Below are 21,932 nucleotides of genomic sequence, written 5' to 3'. Positions count from 1 at the left end.
AAGCCACATGATTGTGGCTTTTTTATTAATTAACTTAATTCATTGCTGGTAATGGCGGTGGAGTAGATGGACCATCTTTTGGTGGTTCAAACGTAGATACCGGATTTTCAGCAATATAAACTTTAGGTGGTTGAGGCTCACGACCTTCCATGATGTCACGGATTTGATCACGATCAATGGTTTCCCATTCCATCAACGCTTTAACCATTGCATGTGCGATATCTTTATTATTTTCCAAGATATCACGAGCAACTTTATACTGTTCATCTAAAATACGGCGTACTTCCTGATCAACTTGCTGTTGAGTAGCTTCAGAAATTGTACGGCTACCTACGTTACCGAAGAATCCATTTTGGTTTTCATCTTCGTAAACCATAACACCCATTTTGTCAGACATACCGTACTTCGTTACCATCGCACGAGCCATTTTTGTAGCACGTTCGAAGTCATTTGAAGCACCAGTCGATTGCTGCTGAATGAAAACTTCTTCAGCAATACGTCCACCAAACAAAATTGCAATTTCATTCAACATTTTGTCTTTATAGTGGCTAATCTGATCTTGTTCAGGTAACTGCCAAGTTACACCTAAAGCCCAACCACGCGGCATAATTGTTACCTTATGCACAGGGTCAGTACCCGGTAAAATCTCAGCAACAATTGCATGTCCAGCTTCATGGTAAGCAGTTGCACGACGCTCTTCTTCACGTAAAACCATTGATTTACGTTCAGGACCCATATAGATCTTATCTTTTGCATCTTCAAAGTCATGCATATCGACAGTGTTCTTATTACGGCGAGCAGCAAACAAAGCAGCTTCATTTACAAGGTTTGCCAACTGAGCACCAGAGAAACCAGGGGTACCACGAGATAAAACTTTAACATCTACACCAGTAACTGAAGGCAATTTTTTCAAATGTACATTCAGGATTTGTTCACGACCACGGATGTCAGGTAAACCAACCATAACTTGACGGTCGAAACGTCCTGGACGTAATAATGCTTTATCCAATACATCAACACGGTTAGTCGCAGCAATAACGATTACGCCTTCATTACCTTCAAAACCATCCATCTCTACGAGCATTTGGTTTAAGGTTTGCTCACGCTCATCATGTCCACCACCTGTACCCGAACCACGGTGACGGCCTACTGCATCAATCTCATCGATAAAGATGATACATGGTGCATGACGTTTTGCTTGTTCAAACATGTCGCGGACACGAGACGCACCCACACCCACAAACATTTCAACAAAGTCAGAACCAGAAATGCTAAAGAATGGAACTTTTGCTTCACCAGCAATTGCTTTGGCTAATAACGTTTTACCAGTACCTGGAGGACCAACCATAAGTACGCCACGTGGAATCGTAGCGCCCAAGCGTTTGAATTTTGCAGGATCTTTTAAGAAATCTACAATTTCCACAACTTCTTGTTTCGCTTCATCACAACCAGCAACGTCAGCAAAAGTCACTTTGATTTGGTCTTCTGAAAGCATTTTCGCTTTCGATTTACCAAAACTCATCGGACCATTTTTACCGCCTGCACCACCACCCATGTTACGCATAAAGAACATGAATAACAGAATGATTAACAGTACAGGGAAACTAGCAATGAGAAGTTGCATCAAAATGCCTTGACGTTGTGGTGCTGTGCCCTCTACAACAACATTTTGCTTGTTTAAGCTTGGCATAAGTTCAGTGTCTTCAACTTGCGGACGAACAGTTTCAAACTGAGATCCGTTAGTTTTTTCACCACTAATATTTAAACCGTCAATCGTGACTTGCTTAATTTGGCCAGCATTCACCGCTGCAACAAAATCTGAATATTTCATTGCAGTAGGCTTATTGCGGTCACTGATATTACTGAAAATTAAAATCAGAACACCCAGTATTATTAGCCACAATACGGCATTCTTGAAGTAATCGCTCAAAGCTTTATTCCCATATCGATCTAATTTGATCATGCCCAATCTTGGCCGATCGTCTTAAAAACAGCAATTGTCTTGCTTGCGGATAACCTAAAAGATACAAAATGCACAATTTTTAGGAGCTTGGCAAGTAAACTTTATTGCAATGCTTTCTTACGCCCTTGTCCAACCAAAAAAACTTCTTTAGATCGTGCCCGAGAAGCTGCTGGTTTTGCTGTTTTTAACACATCAAAACTATCAACGACTTGTTTACGAAACTCATCAAATCCTGCGCCTTGGAACACTTTAACAACAAACTGTCCATTTGGACCCAAGACTTTCTGAGCAAAGTCTAAAGCAAGTTCACACAAGTAAATCTGTCGAGGTTGATCAACAGCCCTATTACCTGATGTATTGGGGGCCATATCAGAAATTACAATGTCTACTTGTCTTCCGTTTAAAATATTTAACAATTTTTCAAATACAGCTTCTTCTCTGAAGTCGCCTTGTAAGAAAGTGACATCCGGCAAAGCATCCATAGGTAAAATATCGGAAGCAATAACTAAACCCTTGCTACCAACAAGTTTCCCAGCAATTTGCGACCAACTCCCAGGAGCTGCTCCCAAATCAACCACTGTCATGCCTGGCTTGATCAACTTATATTTTTCTTGAATTTCAAGAAGTTTATAGGCTGCTCGTGCACGATATCCTTCCTTTTGTGCTTTTTTTACAAAAGGATCGTCTAGATGTTCCCTCATCCACGCACGACTACTTTTAGACAATTTTTGGTTTGTGATGCGTGTTGCCATAACTCACTAAATATCAAAAAAACTTCTGATTGCTCATTGTACGTGAAAATTACTCTCATTACAGTACGGATGTAACGTAATCTCAATAACTTTTACAGTTTTTTTCCAATAATGTTGATCGATTATTTATACAGTTTTTCGTACATTTGATTTTAAGTTTTTTGCTATACTAAGTCGTTTTTAAAATCAGGTATTTTTAATGGCCGCTTTATCTATTCATGAACGTAAACGTTTACGTCAAATTGGTCACGTGCTTAATCCGGTTGTCATGATTGGTGGACAAGGCTTAACAGATGCTGTAATCGAAGAAACGCTTCGTGCTTTAAATGATCATGAACTCATCAAAGTAAAAATTGCTGGTGAAGACCGTGAAGCTCGCGCAGCTGTAATTGATGCAATTGTAGAAGCAACTGGCGCTGAAGCTGTGCAGAAAATTGGTAAAATCGTTTTACTCTACAAAAAAGCAGCTAAACAAAACCAACACTTATCTAACCTCGTTCGTCACGCTCACTTAGCAAACTAACTTATTGACTACATTATGGCAAGTTACGAACTTTCAGCTTTTGATCGTTTTCATGCTGTTTCTGTTGTTGGCGCAATTGAACAGCAAGCCCCGCATACATTAAATGTGGGTTTTTGGATTCGTGATCCAAACCAACTTATTATCTGGCCCCAAGAAGTCGCGGCTCATCCTCGTCAAGATTTTTTGTGGGAAGATACTTGTTTTGAAATTTTTATCGGCGTGCATGATGAAGATTTCTACCGGGAAATTAACCTTTCCCCTTCTCAAGCATGGCAGACCTACCAGTTTGAAGAATATCGATATCCGGAAAGCATGCCTCCCCTCGTTGCTTACGATATCGAACTAAATCATCTCAAGCGTACCCATTATGGTTTAAATGTAAGTCTTGATTTAGGTCAGTTTATGCAACAGCACCGTTTGAAATGGGCAAATCTTTATTTAGGTTTAACTGCTGTTTTAAAAACAAAAGATGGTATGCAGTACTATGCAATGCAGCATAGTGGCAAAAATGCTGATTTTCACAATAAACGTGATTGGCTGCATCAGTTTTAAAAAAATAAAAAAGCGAGAAATTAATTCTCGCTTTTTTATTGAATTTTATTCTTCAATTCTTAGTGATCTCTTGCTTTGTTCCAAGCCTCAACCGCATTATTTTTAGTGCGTTTTAAACTCTCACTTAAAGAATCTTTATGTTTTAAAGAAATTTGACTAATGTCACCCTTAAGTTCTTTAGTCACTTTCGTTAAATCTTCAATTAATGCATTAATTTCAGCTTTTAATGTATTTTTCAGTTCATTTAGTCCTTCTTGAGAAGTATTGAACTGAGCTTTAATCACATCAAAACGTTGTAAAATATCTTGTTTAATCTGAGCAAACTGGTTTTGAATATTCTGATTCAATTCTTGAGTTTCAGCCTCAATTTTTTCTTCAGTCTCGGTAATTACAGCTTTAACTTGTTCTTGAGTTTCTGCAATAGCTTCTTTAACTTGCGAAGTTGCTTCATGAGCGACTTCTTTCACCTGTGTTGCTTTTGTACTCACTGCTTTTTTAGCTCGAGTTGTTGTTTTCGCTACAGCTTCTTTTGCTTCAGTTACTTCGGCTTTAACCGTCTCTGCTACAGACGAAGCATTCTCAGCTATATCTTTTGAAACTTGATTATTGCTCATGCTATTTCCTCATATTGTTTATTTTTTAGCTAGTATTACAATAAGTGGAATTGGCTTATTTCAGGCACCAGATTGTTAGACAATTTGCTAAAAGTATCAATTTCAGACAAGCGGATGAGTTTTTTTGCAAAAAGCAAGCAAGGAATTATATTTTTTAATCGAAAATAAATAGACTTTTTAGGGTTCCATGCGTATAATGCGCTGTTAAGTTACAAGCGGGCAGACCGATAGGGAGGGGCATGTTTTTTTAGAACATTGCCTATCTTTTTTAGGTCTACTCGCTTTTTTACAGCCGAAATTCAGGAGCTTTGGTTTGAGCACCCCCGCCATTTTAGCCCTCGCAGATGGAACGATCTTTAAAGGAACGTCAATCGGCGCAACGGGAAGTACGACTGGAGAAGTCGTTTTTAACACAGCCATGACAGGCTATCAAGAAATTTTGACTGACCCAAGTTATGCACAACAAATTGTGACATTAACTTACCCTCATATTGGTAACACTGGTTGCAACGAAGAAGACGTTGAATCTGGTCGTATCCATAAAGTATGGGCGAATGGTTTAATTATTCGTGACCTTCCACTATTACACAGCAACTTCCGTTCTGAGCAATCATTAAGTGAATATCTGCAAGCACACAATGTTGTCGCAATTGCTGATATTGACACACGTAAACTTACTCGTATTTTACGTGATAAAGGTGCACAAAATGGTTGCATCCTTGCCGGCGAAAATATTACTGAAGAAGAAGCGATTGCTAAAGCTCGCGCTTTTGGTGGTTTAAATGGTTTAGACCTTGCAAAAGAGTGCTGTGATCCAACAGGCTTTGAATGGTCTGAAGGTTCATGGGTATTAGGTAAAGGCTTTACTCAACCTGAGTTAAAATACCACGTGGTTGCATACGATTATGGTGTCAAAACCAACATCTTGCGTATGCTTGCAGACCGCGGTTGCAAACTCACTGTTGTTCCTGCTGAAACTCCGGCTGAAAAAGTATTAGCACTTAATCCAGATGGCGTATTCCTTTCAAACGGCCCTGGCGACCCAGCTGCTTGTGATTACGCTATCGAAGCTGTAAAAACTATTGTTGAAACCACAACATTACCTGTATTTGGTATCTGTTTAGGACACCAAATCTTGGCACTCGCTTCTGGTGCAAAAACTGTAAAAATGAATCATGGTCACCACGGTGCGAACCATCCTGTACAAAATCTTGAAGATGGTACAGTGATGATCACCTCTCAAAACCATGGTTTTGCTGTAGATGCAGAGACATTACCGGCTAACTTAAAAGCAACGCATAAATCATTGTTCGATGGCACCTTACAAGGTATCCATCGTACTGACAAACCAGCTTTCAGCTTCCAAGGTCACCCTGAAGCAAGCCCTGGTCCACATGATTGTGCACCATTGTTCGATCATTTCATCGAACTTATCGAAGCATCTAAACAGTAATTAAGGAGCGAATAATGCCTAAACGTACGGATATTAAAAGCATCTTAATTATTGGTGCTGGTCCAATTGTTATCGGTCAGGCTTGTGAGTTTGACTACTCTGGTGCTCAAGCATGTAAAGCGCTTCGTGAAGAAGGTTACCGTGTTATTTTGGTTAACTCTAACCCAGCGACCATTATGACTGACCCTTCAATGGCTGATGCAACTTACATTGAGCCAATTACTTGGCAAACTGTTGCTCAAATCATTGAGAAAGAACGTCCAGATGCGGTCCTTCCAACTATGGGCGGACAAACTGCACTGAACTGTGCGCTTGCACTTGATGAAAATGGCGTATTAGCGAAATACAACGTAGAACTTATTGGTGCAACGAAAGAAGCGATTGAAAAAGCCGAAGACCGTAAACTCTTCGACATCGCTATGCGCAAAATCGGTTTAGAGTGTCCAAAAGCTGCTATTGCTGAAACCATGGAAGAAGCATTGGAAATCCAATCTCGCTTTGGTTTCCCAGTAATTATCCGTCCATCATTTACAATGGGTGGTTCAGGCGGCGGTATTGCATATAACCGTGAAGAATTCCTTGAAATTTGTGAACGCGGTTTCGACCTCTCTCCTACTCACCAGTTATTGATTGATGAATCTTTAATTGGCTGGAAAGAATACGAAATGGAAGTTGTTCGTGACAAAAACGACAACTGTATTATCGTATGTGCGATCGAAAACTTTGACCCAATGGGTGTTCACACAGGTGACTCAATCACTGTAGCACCAGCTCAAACATTAACTGACAAAGAATACCAATTGATGCGTAATGCTTCAGTTGCGGTTCTTCGTGAAATTGGTGTTGAGACAGGTGGTTCTAACGTTCAGTTCGGTATTAACCCGAAAGACGGCCGTATGGTTGTGATCGAGATGAACCCTCGTGTATCTCGTTCGTCTGCTCTTGCTTCTAAAGCAACTGGTTTCCCGATTGCAAAAATTGCTGCGAAACTAGCTGTTGGTTATACCCTTGATGAATTGAAAAATGACATCACTGGCGGTGTAACTCCAGCAAGCTTTGAACCATCAATCGACTATGTTGTAACGAAGATTCCTCGTTTTAACTTCGAGAAATTCCCACAAGCAGAACCAGTTCTTACCACTCAGATGAAATCTGTTGGTGAAGTCATGGCAATTGGCCGTAACTTCCAAGAATCTGTACAAAAAGCATTACGTGGTCTTGAAGTTGGTGTAAGCGGTTTCGATGAAAAAATCGAAGCTGGTGCAACAAACGTAAAAGAAACCATTTTAAAAGAGCTTAAAGTTCCGGGTCCTGAGCGTATTTGGTACGTAGCAGATGCATTCCGTCATGGTTTCTCTTTAGATGACGTATTTGAAGCAACTAAGATTGATCGTTGGTTCTTGATCCAAATTCAAGATATCGTTAAGACAGAAGCTCAAGTAAAAACTTTAGGTTTTGGCGATCTAACTGCTGAAAATATCCGTTCGTTCAAACGTAAAGGTTTATCTGACCTTCGTATTGCGAACCTTATGGGTATTTCTCAAAAGCAATTCCGTAAGCAACGTTGGAACTTGGGTGTTTATCCAGTTTACAAACGTGTTGATACATGTGCTGCCGAGTTTGAATCTGGTACTGCATATATGTATTCAACTTACGATGAAGAGTGCGAAGCAAATCCATCAAACCGTGACAAGATCATGGTAATTGGTGGTGGTCCAAACCGTATTGGTCAAGGTATCGAATTTGACTACTGCTGTGTACACGCTGCTTTAGCAATGCGTGAAGACGGTTATGAAACAATCATGGTGAACTGTAACCCTGAAACTGTTTCTACCGACTATGACACATCTGACCGTTTATACTTCGAACCTGTAACACTTGAAGATGTTCTTGAAATCGTACGTACTGAGAAGCCAAAAGGCGTAATTGTACAATACGGTGGTCAGACTCCACTTAAGTTAGCACGTGCTTTAGAAGAAGCTGGTACTCCTATTATCGGTACTTCTCCAGATGCAATTGACCGCGCAGAAGACCGTGAACGTTTCCAACAAATGATTCAACGTTTACAGCTTCGCCAACCAAACAACAGCATCGTAAAATCTGCTGAAGAAGGTATCTCTGAAGCTGCGAAAGTTGGTTATCCGTTAGTTGTTCGTCCATCTTATGTATTAGGTGGCCGTGCAATGGAAATCGTATATAACGAAGATGAACTTAAACGTTACCTTCGTGAAGCAGTACAGGCTTCTAATGAAGCGCCTGTTCTTCTTGATCACTTCCTTGATGATGCAACTGAAGTTGACGTTGACTGCGTATCTGACGGTAAAGATGTCGTAATCGGCGGTATCATGCAGCACATCGAACAGGCTGGTATTCACTCTGGTGACTCTGCATGTTCTATCCCTCCTTACTCTCTTTCTAAAGAAGTACAGGATGAAATGCGTCGTCAAACCGTTGCTATGGCGAAAGAACTTGGTGTAGTTGGTTTGATGAACGTTCAGTTCGCAGTTAAAGGCGACGATATTTACGTTCTTGAAGTAAACCCACGTGCATCACGTACTGTTCCGTTCGTATCAAAATGTATTGGTGAATCTTTAGCAAAAGTAGCTGCTCGTTGTATGGCGGGTCAATCGCTTGAATCTCAAGGCTTTACTAAAGAAATCATTCCAACTCACTTTGCTGTGAAGGAAGCTGTTTTCCCATTTGCTAAGTTCCAAGGCGTAGACCCAATGCTTGGGCCTGAGATGAAATCTACAGGTGAAGTAATGGGCGTTGGTAAGACATTTGGCGAAGCGTTCTATAAAGCCGTTTTAGGTTCGAATGATCGTTTACCTGGTCTACCAACTGAAGGCGAAGAAAAGATTGCTTTCTTATCTGTTCGTGAATCTGATAAGAAATATATTGCTGATATCGCTAAAAAGTTCGTAGCTTATGGCTTCAAACTGGTAGCAACAGGTGGAACGTATAAAGTACTTAAAGAAGCAGGTTTAGAATGTGAATCTGTAAATAAAGTAACTGAAGGACGTCCACATATTGTTGACCGCTTGAAAAATGGTGAAATACACCTTATTGTCAACACTACTGAAGGCAAACAAGCTCAATATGATTCTGCAATGATTCGTCGTGCTGCCCTCCAAGGCAAAGTTTATTACACAACGACTATCAATGGTGCAGAAGCAGTTTGCCAAGCCTTTGCTGTGAAATTGCCAATGGATGTATACCGCTTGCAAGATTTAACTGTAGGTTAATTTTTTTCCGATAAGTCCCGCCACCTTATCGGTGGCGGGATTTTTTCATTTTTTTAACTGTGTTTTCTCAACTTAAGAGGGACCGAAATGCAACGTTATCCAATGACCCCTGAAGGTAAAATCGCCTTAGAGAAAGAATTACAACATCTGAAATCTGTTGAACGTCCACGTATTACTCAAGCGATTGCTGAAGCACGTGAACATGGGGACTTAAAAGAAAACGCAGAATATCATGCTGCTCGTGAACAGCAAGGTTTCTGTGAAGGCCGTATCCAAGATATCGAAGGGAAATTGGGTGCTGCACAAGTCATCGATGTTAAAGACTTAGAACAAAACGGTCGTGTTGTATTCGGTGTTACGGTAACGATTGAAAACCTTGATACTGAAGAACGTAAGACTTATAAGATTGTTGGTGATGATGAGGCTGATTTTAAAATCAATAAAATTTCAGTAAATTCACCAATTGCACGTGGCCTTTTGGGTAAAAATGAAGGTGATGAAGTAAAAATTACCACTCCTCAAGGCGAAGTTGAATACGAAGTTGTAAGTGTAGAATATCTTTAATTTTTAATTAGATATACTTAGGCTATAAGACCCCTCAATTGAGGGGTTTTTACATTTAAGACAAATAGTAAAAAATTCACTATGTGTCTTTTAAAAAACCTAATGCAAAGATTTGAAAAGCATTTAATGCTTCAGGAAGTACCTGTTCAGGATATTCACTAGAAGCCACCCATAAGGCTGCATTCATGGCAGCACCATTTAAAAGCACTGCTGCTGCTTCTGGATCTACAATTTTAATTCGTTCCTCTATCAAAAGCTGTTCAACGCACTCACGAGTAGACTGCAAGCATCTATTTTGACTTGGCCAATGCGCTGGATCACCCAGCACTGCAGGGCCATCACGTAGCACAATACGCTGAAATTCAGGCTTCAAAGCATTTTGAATATAAGTCTGCCCTTCAACTAGTAATCCTTCCCAAAGATCATCAAGCTGCTCTCGATGCTGCTGAGCATATTCGGCCATCTGTGAATCAATTTGTTCTACAACTGCTGCAAATAAACCACGCTTATCGCCAAAATGATGATAAAGCGCCCCACGAGTCAATCCTGCCTCGGCCGTGAGTTTATCCATTGAAGTATCGGTATAGCCATATTCAGCAAATGCATGACGTGCTACTTCAATTAGTTTTTTGCGGGTTTCCGCCATTTTTCTTTCACGAACAGACATATATTTCACCAGCTAATCATCACAAAAAATATTAATTGACATACGCCTCGTATGTCAATTAAGTTTACATACGAGGCGTATGTGAAAATTAACCGACATTTATTGATTAGAAGTTAAATACTGAAGGAGAACAAACCTGATGAGAACTGCAATATTTCCCCAAAATCGTCATGCCTTATATGAACAGCATGGCTATTCAGCCGCAATTCAATCGAAAGATTTACTCTTTGTTTCAGGGCAGGTTGGTAGCCTTGAAGATGGCTCGCCTGTACCTGATTTTGAAAAACAGGTAACACAAGCTTTTAAAAACTTAGAAGAGACATTAAAAGCAGCAGGTTGCACTTTCGATGATATTATTGATGTCACTACCTTTCATACAGATCCCGAACGGCAGTTTGAAAGTATTATGAAGGTTAAAAATCAAATCTTTACACAAAAGCCTTATCCCAACTGGACAGCTGTTGGCGTAACTTGGTTAGCGGGTTTTGATTTTGAAATTAAAGTCATTGCACGTATTCCTCATAAGTAATGAAGACAAATTAGTACGTGCTTTAGTATTCGATTCATTAGCTGAACTGAGATTATTGGTTCAGCTTGAATCGCAATTCGGTATAATGACTTATTCCCTTTTTTATATCTTCCTTATGGCTGAAAAGTTAATTAGCTCCCCTGTCCGCCATTGGTGCGAATTTGAATTTATTTCCAAAACTGTAAAAAATCCGAATATCCATATTAAAGGTAATTATTCTTACTACTCAGCCTACTGGGATCAAGGTTTTGAACGCTGTGTCGTACGCTATTTACACGACAAACCATCTACTCCCGATAAACCAATCGATCAGCTTTATATTGGTAATTTTGTATGTTTTGGCGCTGAGTGTGTGATTATGATGGGTGGTAATCAGCTTCATAGACCAGACTGGATTTCGACTTTCCCTTTTGATACCCGCAGTTTTTTAGCAGCTGGCGACACCATCATTGCAGATGGTTGTTGGATTGGAAGCCGTGCCATGATTATGCAAGGTGTAAAAATCGGTGAAGGTGCTGTTATTGCAACTGGAGCCGTCGTAACAAAAGACGTCCCACCCTATGCAATTGTAGGTGGAGTTCCGGCAAAAGTTATTAAATACCGTTTTCCTCAAGAACAAATCGACAAACTACTTGCTTTAAAACTTTATGATTTAGATGAAAAACAAGTTTTAAAAATGCGGGAATATTTGCAAACTGATGATATTGACGCTTTAACAATCCGTATTGAAAATTTAAGAGATAAGTAAAATATATTCTCAAGTTTTTCTTATTTAAAAATCACAAATGATTACGTGGCCGAATTTAAATCGTAAGAAAAGAAGTATAAAGTATTGAATAAATAAGCATCATTACAATAAGGAACATTCTCATGTTATACCAACATATTCTTGTACCAATTGACGGTTCTGAAACATCTATTGTCGCGATGAAAGAAGCGATCAAACTTGGCAAAGCATTAAATAGTAAAATTACTATCGTACAGGTCATGGCACTTGATCCAATTATTGCAGATCTTTATGTAAAGACTGGTCAAACTAATGAACTAATTGAGCGGACTAGAACATACTTACTTGATATTTTAGAACAAGCCAAACAACAGTTTTTACAAGAAGGTCTTAGCGTAGAAACCAAATTACTTGAAGGTTTCGTTGTGCATGAAGAAATTATTCAAGCTGCACAAGAGCTTAATGCTGACTTAATTATAATGGGCTCTCATGGCCGTACAGGCGTACGAAAACTTGTATTAGGAAGTGTTGCACAAAAAGTTTTAGGTGAAAGCCATATTCCTGTTTTAATTGTTCGCTAAAAAATGCCTGTCTGGCTCAATTCGGCCAGATAGGCACCTATTTTTTAAAAGGAATAACGTCTTCTCTTGATTGCTCAACCGTTATTGTTTTTTTACTTTTAAAAGCATCCCAAGAATAATTTTTATAATTTAACTGCCATAAATAGTAAGATTGACCGATATCTTTAAACCTAATATTTAATGTCATCCATGTTTCATCATGGCAATGCTGTGACTTCTTATACTCTCGTTCTGAAAAACATGCCCGAATCATTTTACTCGAAGAAAAATTAATATCTTTTAAGGCAACTTGATACTGCCCTTTAGACTTAAGCTCAATAAAATCAGCGTTTTCCTCAAAGCGTCCTCCTCCAGAATAACCAGTAAACCATGTGTTTAGCACTGCTATCGCATGCTCATTTTTATTGAGTGGATATAGTGCTGGAAAGATTTTGAGTCCATTAGGGCCTAAATCATCAGAATGTGGCTCTTTATTACTATGTTCATAATTTTTAAAATTCCACTGATTCAGCACCGTATATTGATTATTTTGCTTTTTAACTTCAGCAATTTGTGGAGTTTCATCTATTAAATAATAAGTCTGATCTTGTGTGTTTTTGACTTTCCATAGCTTAGCTTCATCGCTACATTTATGACTTAACTGCTGACAAATCGAATGTATATCTTGTGATGAGACTTTCACATTTATAAAAGGTTGAGCTGAAATAGCCTGCTCTGCAAAACTCGATTGCACTGTTAAACCTAGTAGTAATATGGCTAGACTCTGCCATTTATAATTCTGCATTTGTATTTGTTCTCTATTAATAATTTTAAGGTTGCCATGCGAATTGCTTTAAGTTCACTTTGCCATTCAACAAATAGACTCCTTCAGCTTCAAGCTTTAACTGCTGAACATTTTCACCTTTTTCATTAAACTTACTTAGGCTAATTTTACCTTGTGAGTTAATAACACGGTACCAAGGAACTTGATGATCTGCATCAAGATGCTTAAGAACATAACCTACTAATCTGGCGTGTTTGGGTAACCCTGCCATACGTGCTATTTGTCCGTAAGTTGCTACTTTTCCATACGGAATTAGAGCAATGACTTCTAAAATCTGTCGATGTAGTTCATACTGAGTTGTCAAAATGGAATCCATAAAAATTGACATCGTTCATATCATATAAAAATTTACTTTAAATCTCTTTAAAAGAATATGCAGAGACATTGCGATGAATATGAAAAAAACCTTACTGATGATTACAGGGACACTTCTGTGTGTTTCTTGTACGACCCGCCCTCCTCTACAAACGCCAGATTTATCAGAGGAACCTGCCAATAATAGACCTGTAGTTCCAGTCACTTTCGTTTTTACTACAGACAATCCTTCTGCTGCACGCTTTGATAACCTTACACAAATGCGAAAAGAAGTCCGCATCTTAAATAAATATTATTTAGATGACCAAGGCAATAAAATCTTTAATTTCAAATTAAACCGTTATATTTCTTACCAAGATTTTTCAAAAATGCATTGCGAACTTGGTAATGAAATAAACCAGGCTCGTCCTATTTCTATAGGCTCGATCCCTGCAAGTGTGAATGCATGCTTTCCTAAACGAACAGCACATAAAGAGGTCATAGTCTTTATATACGATGCGTATTCAAAAAACTTAGAATTTGATGATGTTACTAGTCGTACATTCCGTAATAATGGAAAACCCTTTATTTTATTAGACTGGAATCGATTAAATTACAATATTCAAGCGGTTAGTATTCATGAAATGGGCCATGCTTTCGGCTTAAAACATGTATGTGTACCTAATGCAACTAAAACCACCCCCACCAATATTATGGCCAGTGCTGAGTGTAAATTAGGCAGTGGCGGCTTAAGAAATTTGGGGTTTACTCAAACACAGCTTCAAACCATCTTATCAACTTATAAACAATATTCTTAAAATTTAATTTCAACATATCTCCCCAAGTTATCTTGGGATGCCATGTAATTCTCATGGGTCAGTAAAGATGTCATATAAGTACTGGCCTTTGAGAAATCTTCAATATCTACTGGATACGGTTGCCAAAAAGTTTTTAAGTTATCCGTATAAATTGGATAAAGACGAAGTAAGTCATTTGCCAAATCGAGTTTGGCTATACAACCAAATGGCAAAGCATTTTGCTGTTCATATTCTCCATCACTATTAAACACAGCATTACCAATACCAAACACAACAGGCTTTTGGTTGATGATCTGGATTGGCTGAATAGTATGAGCGCCATGACCAACTATAAGATCAGCTCCTGCTTGAGTAAGAATAGTCGCGAGTTTAGTTTGGTCTTTTGTAATAGGCTTAAAGTCGATACCCCAATGACAAATAACAATAATTTTGCGCTCTGGATGATTCTGCTTATAACGCATTATTTGTTCAAGTAAAACAGCATTTAAACAAGCTACTCCACTTCTTGACCCTAGTGCATAGAAATCATAGTCTAGATAAGCACTGTCTCTATGCCAATAACCATTAAAAATCGCATAGTGCTTAGCTTCAAAAGCTATTTCAAAGTAATTGTGAGCATCTTTTTGGTTCAGTCCAGCGCCAATATAAGCAATACTCGCCTGATCCAACTGTTGTAATGTATGGGCCAACCCTTCATCACCATAATCCTTCAGATGATTGTTCGCCAACACCAAATAATTCAAATGAATGCTCTTAAACTCTTCTAATGTTTTTTTAGCGTCGGCTTTTAGAATGAATGGTTTTTTATCTTTTAACGGCGATTGATTTTCTAAAGAAAAGACTGCTTCAAAGTTAGCTATGTTTATGTCATTTTTACCTAAAAATGGCTGTATTTTTTCAAATGAATAGTGATATCCATACTGCTGTAAAGCATCTGTTTGTCCTCTAGACTTACGCTTTTCAGTGTACATTTCACCGAAATAGGTATCTCCCAGTATATTGATAATGCCTGTTTGAGAAGAACATTTTTTTGCCTCGACATACTTTTCTTGAAAAAAATGGTAGTACGGAACCAAATGCTCAAGACGGTGAATATCATCTAAAAAAGAGAAAATTCCAATGCTCTGGTTCTGTTCGGAATAAGTGATATAAATCTGTCTAAAGGTATGGGAGAGATATAAAACCGAGGTGAGTACTGGATGAGCAAGCAAAGGCGTAATCGGTTGATATACTTTATTTTTAAAAAAAAGTGTTTTGATAAAGAAAAGTTTTTTCAGCTCGGCTGGGTAGCTATAAATGTGTTTTACCAACAAAAATAGATTTTTGAATTGATTAGGTGCTTTTAAAGTTAATTTGTAGTTTTCCGCTCTTTTAGACAAGATCAATTGAGCTTGCTCAACGGAATCAAACAGTATATTGCTTAAGGCATCTTTAACATCATTTGCCTGAGTAAAAATTACGAATTGTAAAAGCTGGGCAAATGTATAAGATTCATTTTTTTCTAAACCCAAATATTGTTCACCAATTTTCTTATTTTTTTGTTCAGAAACCCGATAGACTTTATCAGCTTGAACTTTTTTTTGATGGAATTGTTCTAATGCATAATCAATCAATAATAAAGTAGAAATGTCTCCATCAATTTCAAATGTCCAAATTGCCTCTTCAAATTGAGCATGATCAAGAGAGGCTAGCAGCTTAATTTCAAATAGAGGATCAGTCATATCTCCTCTCCTTCGAAATCTTTTACGTAGGCAATGTAGCCAGACAAGTTATGTTCCTGATCATCAATTCTTACTCTAAAGCGATCATGTCGTACATAAAAAGCATTTAATATTTTATCTGGACGCGCCATGTACATCGCTATTTCCGGATAGAAAAAACCTGTGGTTTGAAACTCAGCCCGAAATGTAATGAGTTTTTTTAATTCGTGCATATAAGCTTGTTCAAAAAGTTTTTGATGGCCTTGCTCTTTTAAACGATTTACCATTTTATAAGCAGCCATTAGCATTTCTAACAAAGTTGCATACGTTGTTTTTCTATTTCGAATAAAAATAAAATGTTTTAAATAATTATTTAAACCAAAAATAAAATATTTTTCTTCAGGACATATTTTTGTAAGCTCATTGGTACAGTAACTTAACCAATGATCATGATATTTTTCATATCTTTTATAAATAAAATTTTCAAACATTAATTTAACAGTGTCTAATAATCTTTTATCCTGATTTATTTGATACAACCTGAGTAAAGCTAATGCTGCTTCTCCATCATAATAAATGATTCTAAACTTTTCTTTTAAATCATAGTCTGGATAATTTAATACATGAGTAGTTAATCCATCTGAATCAACTAATTTTAAAATACCATTTGCAAGTTTCTCTGCATATTTTAAATAATCTGTTTTTTGAGTAATTTCCTGATATTTCGTTAACATTAAAATAGCTGCTGCGTTTGCACCTAATTTAATTTCAAACTCCCCTTCTTTACCATCAATCATAAAAGCAGTTGTAGAGTCTTTTTCTTTATAGAAAGTAGTAAGAGCGTATTGAATTGCTGCAATAATTTTAGGCCAGTACTCAGGTTTATCTTGTAATTCGAAAGTTTCTAATAGTGCATAAAGTGATGTGCAATGACGTACAGTATTGTAGTTCCGTATATCACGATCATAAGCAGGAAAATAGCCATAAATGAATTTGCCATTTTCTTGAATCTGGCTGTGCAAAAACGCTGCATTTTTCTCAATGAGCTCTCTAAAATGCAGCTTCTTATTGGTCGCAATACCTCTAATACCATTTGCATCATAACGGCTTGCTAAATTAATAAACTGCCCATTTTCATAAAAAGTTGCATAGGTATCGAAAGTCCAAATATCTTGCAGCTCTTGTAGTCTAATTTGTGGTTTAGTAGCGTTATATTTTTGCTTAATTGCATAGTTAAGATTGGTTTCATCAAAAAAGTTAGGTTTGTCATAACTCAAACCTCGAATAATAGCTTTGCCATATATCTCTTGCTCCAGAAAAACCACCGAACATGCTTCATCAAATGCAATTCCTCTGCGGTAATGATTATTATGAAATTGATGATGAACAAGTTGTTCTATTTGACTCCAACTTTGTTTTTCTAGGTTGTACGCAACATCAATTTTTATATAGTCTGGAAGTTGATCTGGAGAAAACTGTCTATTAATAAAATCGAATAACTGTATATTTGCTTGTGAAAAAGCTGTTTTTTCGGTATGCCAGACACTACATCTTTGATCTTTAGGACCAAATGATATAAACAAAATTGTTTTTTCCGGAAGGTCTGGAACATGCTGAACGAAATGTTCCAACCAAAGCTTAAGTTGTCTTTTAAAGTCTAAAAATACCGCCACTCGAATTAAGTCCCTATCCGTTATTTGTTGTTCTATAAAATTCTCAATGCATCATAGCATGAACTCTCTAAAAGCTAAGTTAACGTATTGTTTAAACATAAAAAAAGAGAACCCTAGGGTTCTCTTTTTATTTGGTTAATTATCTATTAATAGATAATTTGACCATTGTTAAGAAGATCATTAAGCGTTAATGATGTTCTTGGTTCATCTATATGAATCGTCAACAATTGTGTGCTTGTGTAAGTCGTACCTAAACCATCACGGTCTACACTAATGGTGGCATTTTGTGTGGCAGCGTTATAGCTTACAGATACATACTGACCAATAGTTAAACTGTTCGGATGAGTAAGTAACAAGTTACTAATATCGATCTTATCAGCTTGGTTATCAGTTGCTGTATTACCTACATGGAAATCAGTCCATGTATCTACACCTCCAGCAGTTGTGTTTCCTCCTGTTGGATTGTTCACGCCAGCCGCAGTTAACGTATTGTAAATCAAGGTATCTGCGCCATTTCCAAGCGTGAATGTATCATTCGCTCCTGTACTTACAGCTAGGCTATTCAACTCTTGACTTAAGTTGATGGTCAATGTGCTAGTTGACTCTGCACCAGTCACGGATACGAGTTTGTAGTTAATCGTATCAATCGTAGCACTTGCCGCGCTATCAAGTGGTTTGTAATAGTACGAACCATCATGGTAGAGATACAACGTACCTTCGCCAGTATTGATCGCCTGACCAGCAGCAATTTGGTAATTTCCTGGTGTAACTTCAACATATAGTTGAGAAGCAGCTGAAGTATCTGCAACTCCACCAGTTGTATCGCCTAACAAGATATTGCCGTGAATCCAATCTGTTAAACCATCAGGTGTGTATTGATCTAGATGTGTAGCTTTTGTAGTTACTACAGAATCTAGAGTCACAGTTCCTAAAGAAATCAGACTAGATAAACTAAATACCACTCGATAAGTACCAGCAGATAAGTGAGATACGTCAGCTGAGTATGCTGGTGCACCTAATACTCCTGCCAAGGCTGTCGCAGAACCTGAGTAAACAGTATCTACCCATGTTGAACCCACCAATTGCTGGATTTTATAACCAGTTGTTGGAAGAGCCGACAAGCTTAATGATGCCGTATAGTCTAATTCAACATGAACATCACTTACCGTGTTAGCAGCAATAACGAATTGATTCGAAGTGACTGTATTGCTTAATACAGGTAATGGCGGGAAGCCTGCAAGGTTACCAATAGTTACCGTGCCACTTGGTACGTCAACAACAGCATCCGTTACTTGTTTCATACTAACAGTTGCATGATTAGTATCAGCATTTGCTACAGGTAACGGAATTACCGCATCTGCACCAGGGTTAGCATTATTCCAAGTGATATTCACATCTGGAGAACCAATTTGGATATGCAATGTTGCTGTGTCTGTTCTACCAGTTACAGGGTCTGTCACTGTATAGGTAAAGCTATCAACTTTTCCTATATTTTGTGTGTTCGCTGTAGCTTGATAACTATAAGTACCATCAGCATTAATCGTTAAGGAACCATAAGCACCCACAATAACTGTTGATGAACCTACATTTACAGCCTGCGTATTACCAGTTTCAGAAGTGACAGAAGTCACAACTGTCGTAGTCGTAATATAGTCTGGCGTATAGTTTGGTCCATATACAGCAGAGTTGTCGTCTGAAAGAACATTGCCTGTAACCGGAGTTACAACCAAGTTAGGTACTTGCGTAATATCACCATTATTCAAAGTAATACTTGCTGTAACGCTACCTAGAGCTGTTAGAAGCGTATTGCTTTCCATAAATAGCTCATAGCTACCAGAACCTAAATTATCAACTTTGAATTTCACTTCAGAGCCAAAGATACCTAATAGGTCAAGCACTCCAGTATTCGCGCTATCTGCAATTACTGTACGAGTACCGTCTGGATTTACTCGTGTTAATACCACATGTAAACCATCAACAACTGTAGCTACTGAACCAAAGTTAACCGAGATAATGGCTTCAGACACATGTCCTTCAGCTACATTAAAGGTTGCTGTACCTTGTTTAGACCCAATAACGACTCCGCCAACTCCTAACAACCAGTTATAACTGATCGCGTTACTAAGAACTTGTTGTGTAGTTGGGTAAACCATGTCAATTGCTGCTGAAGCAACGTTATCCATTGCATCAACTGGAACATGACCTGTAATCACTGCAGGCTGAGATGGATCTGCTGCATTCCAAGTCATAGCAACCTTGTTACTATCCAAGTGGACATACAAGACAGCTTGAGATGTATTACCTGTTGCTGGGTCTAGTAACGTATACGAGAACTGATCAACTTTACCAAGGTTTAGACCATCTGCATTTGGTGTATAGGTATAATTACCATGTTGATCAATCACTAACGTACCGTAAGTACCAGTGATTGTAGTTGTACCCGTTGCGTTAACGGCATTTCCATTCACTGCTGAGATCACTGCATTATTACTTGCAGCATCTACTGCACCATTAATACCAGCATCTTTGATGACGTTACCAGAGATCGGATCAACTGAATATCCAGATACAACATATGGGTTATACACATCCATTGTACCTGTCAATGTACCACCAATACCCACACCTAGTAGACCACTGTAGCCCATAAATGCACGATATTGTCCTGGATCTAGCCCTTCAATGACTGCTGTTGGAGTACCTCCTATTAGAGATAGACTAACTAAAGTCGCTTGTGGGTTATTTCCGCCAATAGATACCCATTGTCCTGTTGCAGCATCATATTTTTGAACAACAATCGAATAATCATTCAATACACCAGCGTTGAGTAAACCACTGAATGTAAATGTCGCAGTACCTTGACGGTCAGCATCCACATTGAATGCAACTGTTGGGTTACCAAGGAGCTGTAAATCTAGACCTGCTAACGATATTGCAGCTACATAACTTGCACTACCAAGTGCTACGTCATTCGCAACAAGTAAAGATTCCGGATTAATTTCAGCAACTGCCAAGTTATCTGCAGCTTTGACAGAACTTAACTGAATGTTAAGAGCTGCTTGAGCTACATCACCAGTTACAGAATCTTTTAACGTATATACAAAGTGATCAACCTGTCCAACTCCAGAAGCATTTTGATTTGGAGTGTAAGTGTATGAACCATCAAGGTTAATCACCAATGTACCGTATGTACCATTAATGATTGTGCTATTAGCAAGAACAGGTTGGTTATTAACTTCACTCACAACTGTATTTGGAGTTACGACATCAGCTTGACCGTTTGAGTTAACATCTACGATCACATTACCATCTGCAGCTTCTGTATAGAAACCACCGATTTGAGTTGTATCATAAATGTCCATAGTACCTGTTAATGTACCTAGTAAACCAATACCTGCCAGACCGTTATAAGTCATAAAGGCACGATATTGACCTTGCTCAAGCCCATCGATAACAACACCTGGTGTAGAACCTAATAAAGTCAGGTGAAGAATATCTGCTTGACCACCGCCATATATAGAAGTCCATTGACCAGTAGCTGTATCAAATTTTTGTACAACTAATGAGTAATCAGATAGAGCATTAACCCCTATTAAAGCACTGTAGGTAAATGTCGCATTACCTTCTTGGTTGGCAGCTACATTAAAGTTAACCGCTTCAGAACCAAGCTGTAAGTTAAGTCCAGCAAGTGATACAAGCGCCAAGTAAGTTTTACTACCAAGAGCCGCATCATTTGCGATTTGTAATGGCTGTGGAGCAAGAACAGCTGTATCAAAGTTGTCATATGCAATGATAGAAGAACTTGCAATTGTATAACTTTGTGTAGCTTGCAAATTACTACTGTTGCCAGCAGCATCCGTAAAGGTTGCTTTTGCATCAACTGTCAAATCAGTATCAGCTACAAGCTGGCTACCAGGTACACCTATTGTCCATGTTCCATTCGCCGGATCTACTACAGCCGTGTAATCCGTGCCATTAACGTTAACAACAACCGAGGTAACAGTTGCATCAGCAGGAATAGTCACTGTTCCAGTAATATTTACTGTTCCTGCAGTCTCAACCGGACTAAGGATGTTATCACCTGTAATCGGATTAATCGCAATTGCAGCAGCATTAATGTCTGGTGGCGTAGTATCCACAGTTACTGTGACATCAGTAGCATTATCGATATTGCCTTGCGCATCTACTGCTTGGGCATGGATAGTCACTGGGCCATCTGCAGTTACTGCGATCGCAGCAGTGATATAACCATTGCTTAAGTCAGTTGCATTGACTGTATAGTTAGTGCCATTAACATTTACAACAGTACCCACCGCTGCATCTGGACCTAATCCTACACGGGCATTAAAGCTACCGTCTGTACCAAGTTCTGATGCATTGATGATGCCGTCAATGTTTAAATCATCCGGTACTGTAATCGCAGTGATTAAATCAGCTGGTGTGGTATCTACAGT

Annotated in this window: 17 protein-coding genes and 1 pseudogene; 9 read left to right on the top strand and 9 right to left on the bottom strand. The window is 38.4% G+C overall.

Features of this window, described 5'->3' with window-relative positions; genetic code table 11:
* Window positions 1-34: 34 nt before the first annotated feature.
* Complete coding sequence (ftsH, locus tag F984_RS04255; protein WP_025466761.1) at window positions 35-1,930, bottom strand: ATP-dependent zinc metalloprotease FtsH; 1,896 nt, start codon at window positions 1,928-1,930, stop codon at window positions 35-37.
* A gap of 134 nt (window positions 1,931-2,064) precedes the next feature.
* Window positions 2,065-2,715: a 23S rRNA (uridine(2552)-2'-O)-methyltransferase RlmE gene (rlmE, locus tag F984_RS04250; protein WP_000235573.1), complete on the bottom strand. Its 651-nt coding sequence runs from the start codon at window positions 2,713-2,715 to the stop codon at window positions 2,065-2,067.
* A 199-nt stretch (window positions 2,716-2,914) separates the two neighbouring features.
* On the opposite strand from rlmE, the gene yhbY reads away from it, so the two are divergent.
* Both yhbY and F984_RS04240 read left to right on the top strand, forming a co-directional pair.
* Entirely contained in the window at window positions 2,915-3,238 is a 324-nt protein-coding gene (gene yhbY / locus F984_RS04245; protein WP_000729551.1) for a ribosome assembly RNA-binding protein YhbY, read from the top strand.
* Window positions 3,239-3,253: 15 nt separating this feature from the next.
* Window positions 3,254-3,790, top strand: coding sequence for a DOMON-like domain-containing protein (locus F984_RS04240; RefSeq protein ID WP_004707346.1), 537 nt, complete (start codon window positions 3,254-3,256; stop codon window positions 3,788-3,790).
* Window positions 3,791-3,849: 59 nt separating this feature from the next.
* Here F984_RS04240 and F984_RS04235 read toward each other — a convergent pair whose 3' ends face one another.
* Complete coding sequence (locus tag F984_RS04235) at window positions 3,850-4,404, bottom strand: hypothetical protein (protein ID WP_004707344.1); 555 nt, start codon at window positions 4,402-4,404, stop codon at window positions 3,850-3,852.
* Window positions 4,405-4,717: 313 nt separating this feature from the next.
* Between F984_RS04235 and carA the strand changes: the two genes are divergently transcribed.
* From carA to greA, 3 genes are all read left to right on the top strand, one after another.
* Complete coding sequence (carA, locus tag F984_RS04225; RefSeq protein ID WP_000106446.1) at window positions 4,718-5,857, top strand: glutamine-hydrolyzing carbamoyl-phosphate synthase small subunit; 1,140 nt, start codon at window positions 4,718-4,720, stop codon at window positions 5,855-5,857.
* 14 nt (window positions 5,858-5,871) lie between these two features.
* Window positions 5,872-9,102 (top strand): carbamoyl-phosphate synthase large subunit, encoded by a 3,231-nt coding sequence (gene carB / locus F984_RS04220; protein WP_004707343.1) that lies wholly within the window; start codon window positions 5,872-5,874, stop codon window positions 9,100-9,102.
* 87 nt (window positions 9,103-9,189) lie between these two features.
* Window positions 9,190-9,666 (top strand): transcription elongation factor GreA, encoded by a 477-nt coding sequence (greA, locus tag F984_RS04215; protein WP_002048557.1) that lies wholly within the window; start codon window positions 9,190-9,192, stop codon window positions 9,664-9,666.
* A 69-nt stretch (window positions 9,667-9,735) separates the two neighbouring features.
* Here the strand turns inward: greA and F984_RS04210 are convergent.
* A pseudogene (locus tag F984_RS04210) lies at window positions 9,736-10,333 on the bottom strand (TetR/AcrR family transcriptional regulator); the annotation flags it as partial.
* Between the two features lie 139 nt (window positions 10,334-10,472).
* Here F984_RS04210 and F984_RS04205 point away from each other — a divergent pair.
* From F984_RS04205 to F984_RS04195, 3 genes are all read left to right on the top strand, one after another.
* Window positions 10,473-10,862 carry a RidA family protein gene (locus F984_RS04205; RefSeq protein WP_002048554.1) on the top strand — a complete coding sequence of 130 codons (390 nt, stop codon included), beginning with the start codon at window positions 10,473-10,475 and terminating at the stop codon, window positions 10,860-10,862.
* Between the two features lie 115 nt (window positions 10,863-10,977).
* Window positions 10,978-11,610 (top strand): CatB-related O-acetyltransferase, encoded by a 633-nt coding sequence (locus F984_RS04200; RefSeq protein WP_004707339.1) that lies wholly within the window; start codon window positions 10,978-10,980, stop codon window positions 11,608-11,610.
* 122 nt (window positions 11,611-11,732) lie between these two features.
* Window positions 11,733-12,170 carry a universal stress protein gene (locus F984_RS04195; RefSeq protein ID WP_004707337.1) on the top strand — a complete coding sequence of 146 codons (438 nt, stop codon included), beginning with the start codon at window positions 11,733-11,735 and terminating at the stop codon, window positions 12,168-12,170.
* Between the two features lie 37 nt (window positions 12,171-12,207).
* On the opposite strand, the gene F984_RS04190 is transcribed toward F984_RS04195, so the two are convergent.
* The gene (locus F984_RS04190) at window positions 12,208-12,954 is read right to left on the bottom strand and encodes a hypothetical protein (protein ID WP_004707334.1); all 747 of its coding nucleotides are present in this window, start codon (window positions 12,952-12,954) and stop codon (window positions 12,208-12,210) included.
* 25 nt (window positions 12,955-12,979) lie between these two features.
* Window positions 12,980-13,309 (bottom strand): MGMT family protein, encoded by a 330-nt coding sequence (locus F984_RS04185; protein WP_004707331.1) that lies wholly within the window; start codon window positions 13,307-13,309, stop codon window positions 12,980-12,982.
* 79 nt (window positions 13,310-13,388) lie between these two features.
* On the opposite strand from F984_RS04185, the gene F984_RS04180 reads away from it, so the two are divergent.
* Window positions 13,389-14,105, top strand: coding sequence for a zinc metalloprotease (locus F984_RS04180; protein ID WP_025469270.1), 717 nt, complete (start codon window positions 13,389-13,391; stop codon window positions 14,103-14,105).
* Here the strand turns inward: F984_RS04180 and F984_RS04175 are convergent.
* From F984_RS04175 to F984_RS04165, 3 genes are all read right to left on the bottom strand, one after another.
* Window positions 14,102-15,826 (bottom strand): CapA family protein, encoded by a 1,725-nt coding sequence (locus F984_RS04175; RefSeq protein ID WP_004707328.1) that lies wholly within the window; start codon window positions 15,824-15,826, stop codon window positions 14,102-14,104. The genes F984_RS04180 and F984_RS04175 overlap by 4 nt on opposite strands.
* On the bottom strand, window positions 15,823-17,478 hold the full coding sequence (locus F984_RS04170; protein ID WP_004707326.1) for a glycoside hydrolase family protein: 1,656 nt from the start codon (window positions 17,476-17,478) through the stop codon (window positions 15,823-15,825). Before F984_RS04170 ends, F984_RS04175 begins: the two co-directional genes overlap by 4 nt.
* 146 nt (window positions 17,479-17,624) lie before the next feature.
* The coding region (locus tag F984_RS04165; RefSeq protein WP_004707325.1) for a beta strand repeat-containing protein at window positions 17,625-21,932 on the bottom strand (4,308 nt) is incomplete at its 5' end.

This window comes from Acinetobacter nosocomialis NIPH 2119 (genome assembly GCF_000368085.1).
Lineage (GTDB): Bacteria > Pseudomonadota > Gammaproteobacteria > Pseudomonadales > Moraxellaceae > Acinetobacter > Acinetobacter nosocomialis.
This window is presented reverse-complemented; position numbering and strand designations above follow the sequence as displayed.

Excerpts from the sequence above, each read along its gene's own strand:
- rlmE (WP_000235573.1), bottom strand. The coding sequence starts at position 2,715 with ATGGCAACACGCATCACAAACCAAAAATTGTCTAAAAGTAGTCGTGCG.
- yhbY (WP_000729551.1), top strand. The coding sequence starts at position 2,915 with ATGGCCGCTTTATCTATTCATGAACGTAAACGTTTACGTCAAATTGGT.
- F984_RS04240 (WP_004707346.1), top strand. The coding sequence starts at position 3,254 with ATGGCAAGTTACGAACTTTCAGCTTTTGATCGTTTTCATGCTGTTTCT.
- F984_RS04235 (WP_004707344.1), bottom strand. The coding sequence starts at position 4,404 with ATGAGCAATAATCAAGTTTCAAAAGATATAGCTGAGAATGCTTCGTCT.
- carB (WP_004707343.1), top strand. The coding sequence starts at position 5,872 with ATGCCTAAACGTACGGATATTAAAAGCATCTTAATTATTGGTGCTGGT.
- greA (WP_002048557.1), top strand. The coding sequence starts at position 9,190 with ATGCAACGTTATCCAATGACCCCTGAAGGTAAAATCGCCTTAGAGAAA.
- F984_RS04205 (WP_002048554.1), top strand. The coding sequence starts at position 10,473 with ATGAGAACTGCAATATTTCCCCAAAATCGTCATGCCTTATATGAACAG.
- F984_RS04200 (WP_004707339.1), top strand. The coding sequence starts at position 10,978 with ATGGCTGAAAAGTTAATTAGCTCCCCTGTCCGCCATTGGTGCGAATTT.
- F984_RS04195 (WP_004707337.1), top strand. The coding sequence starts at position 11,733 with ATGTTATACCAACATATTCTTGTACCAATTGACGGTTCTGAAACATCT.
- F984_RS04190 (WP_004707334.1), bottom strand. The coding sequence starts at position 12,954 with ATGCAGAATTATAAATGGCAGAGTCTAGCCATATTACTACTAGGTTTA.
- F984_RS04185 (WP_004707331.1), bottom strand. The coding sequence starts at position 13,309 with ATGGATTCCATTTTGACAACTCAGTATGAACTACATCGACAGATTTTA.
- F984_RS04180 (WP_025469270.1), top strand. The coding sequence starts at position 13,389 with ATGAAAAAAACCTTACTGATGATTACAGGGACACTTCTGTGTGTTTCT.
- F984_RS04175 (WP_004707328.1), bottom strand. The coding sequence starts at position 15,826 with ATGACTGATCCTCTATTTGAAATTAAGCTGCTAGCCTCTCTTGATCAT.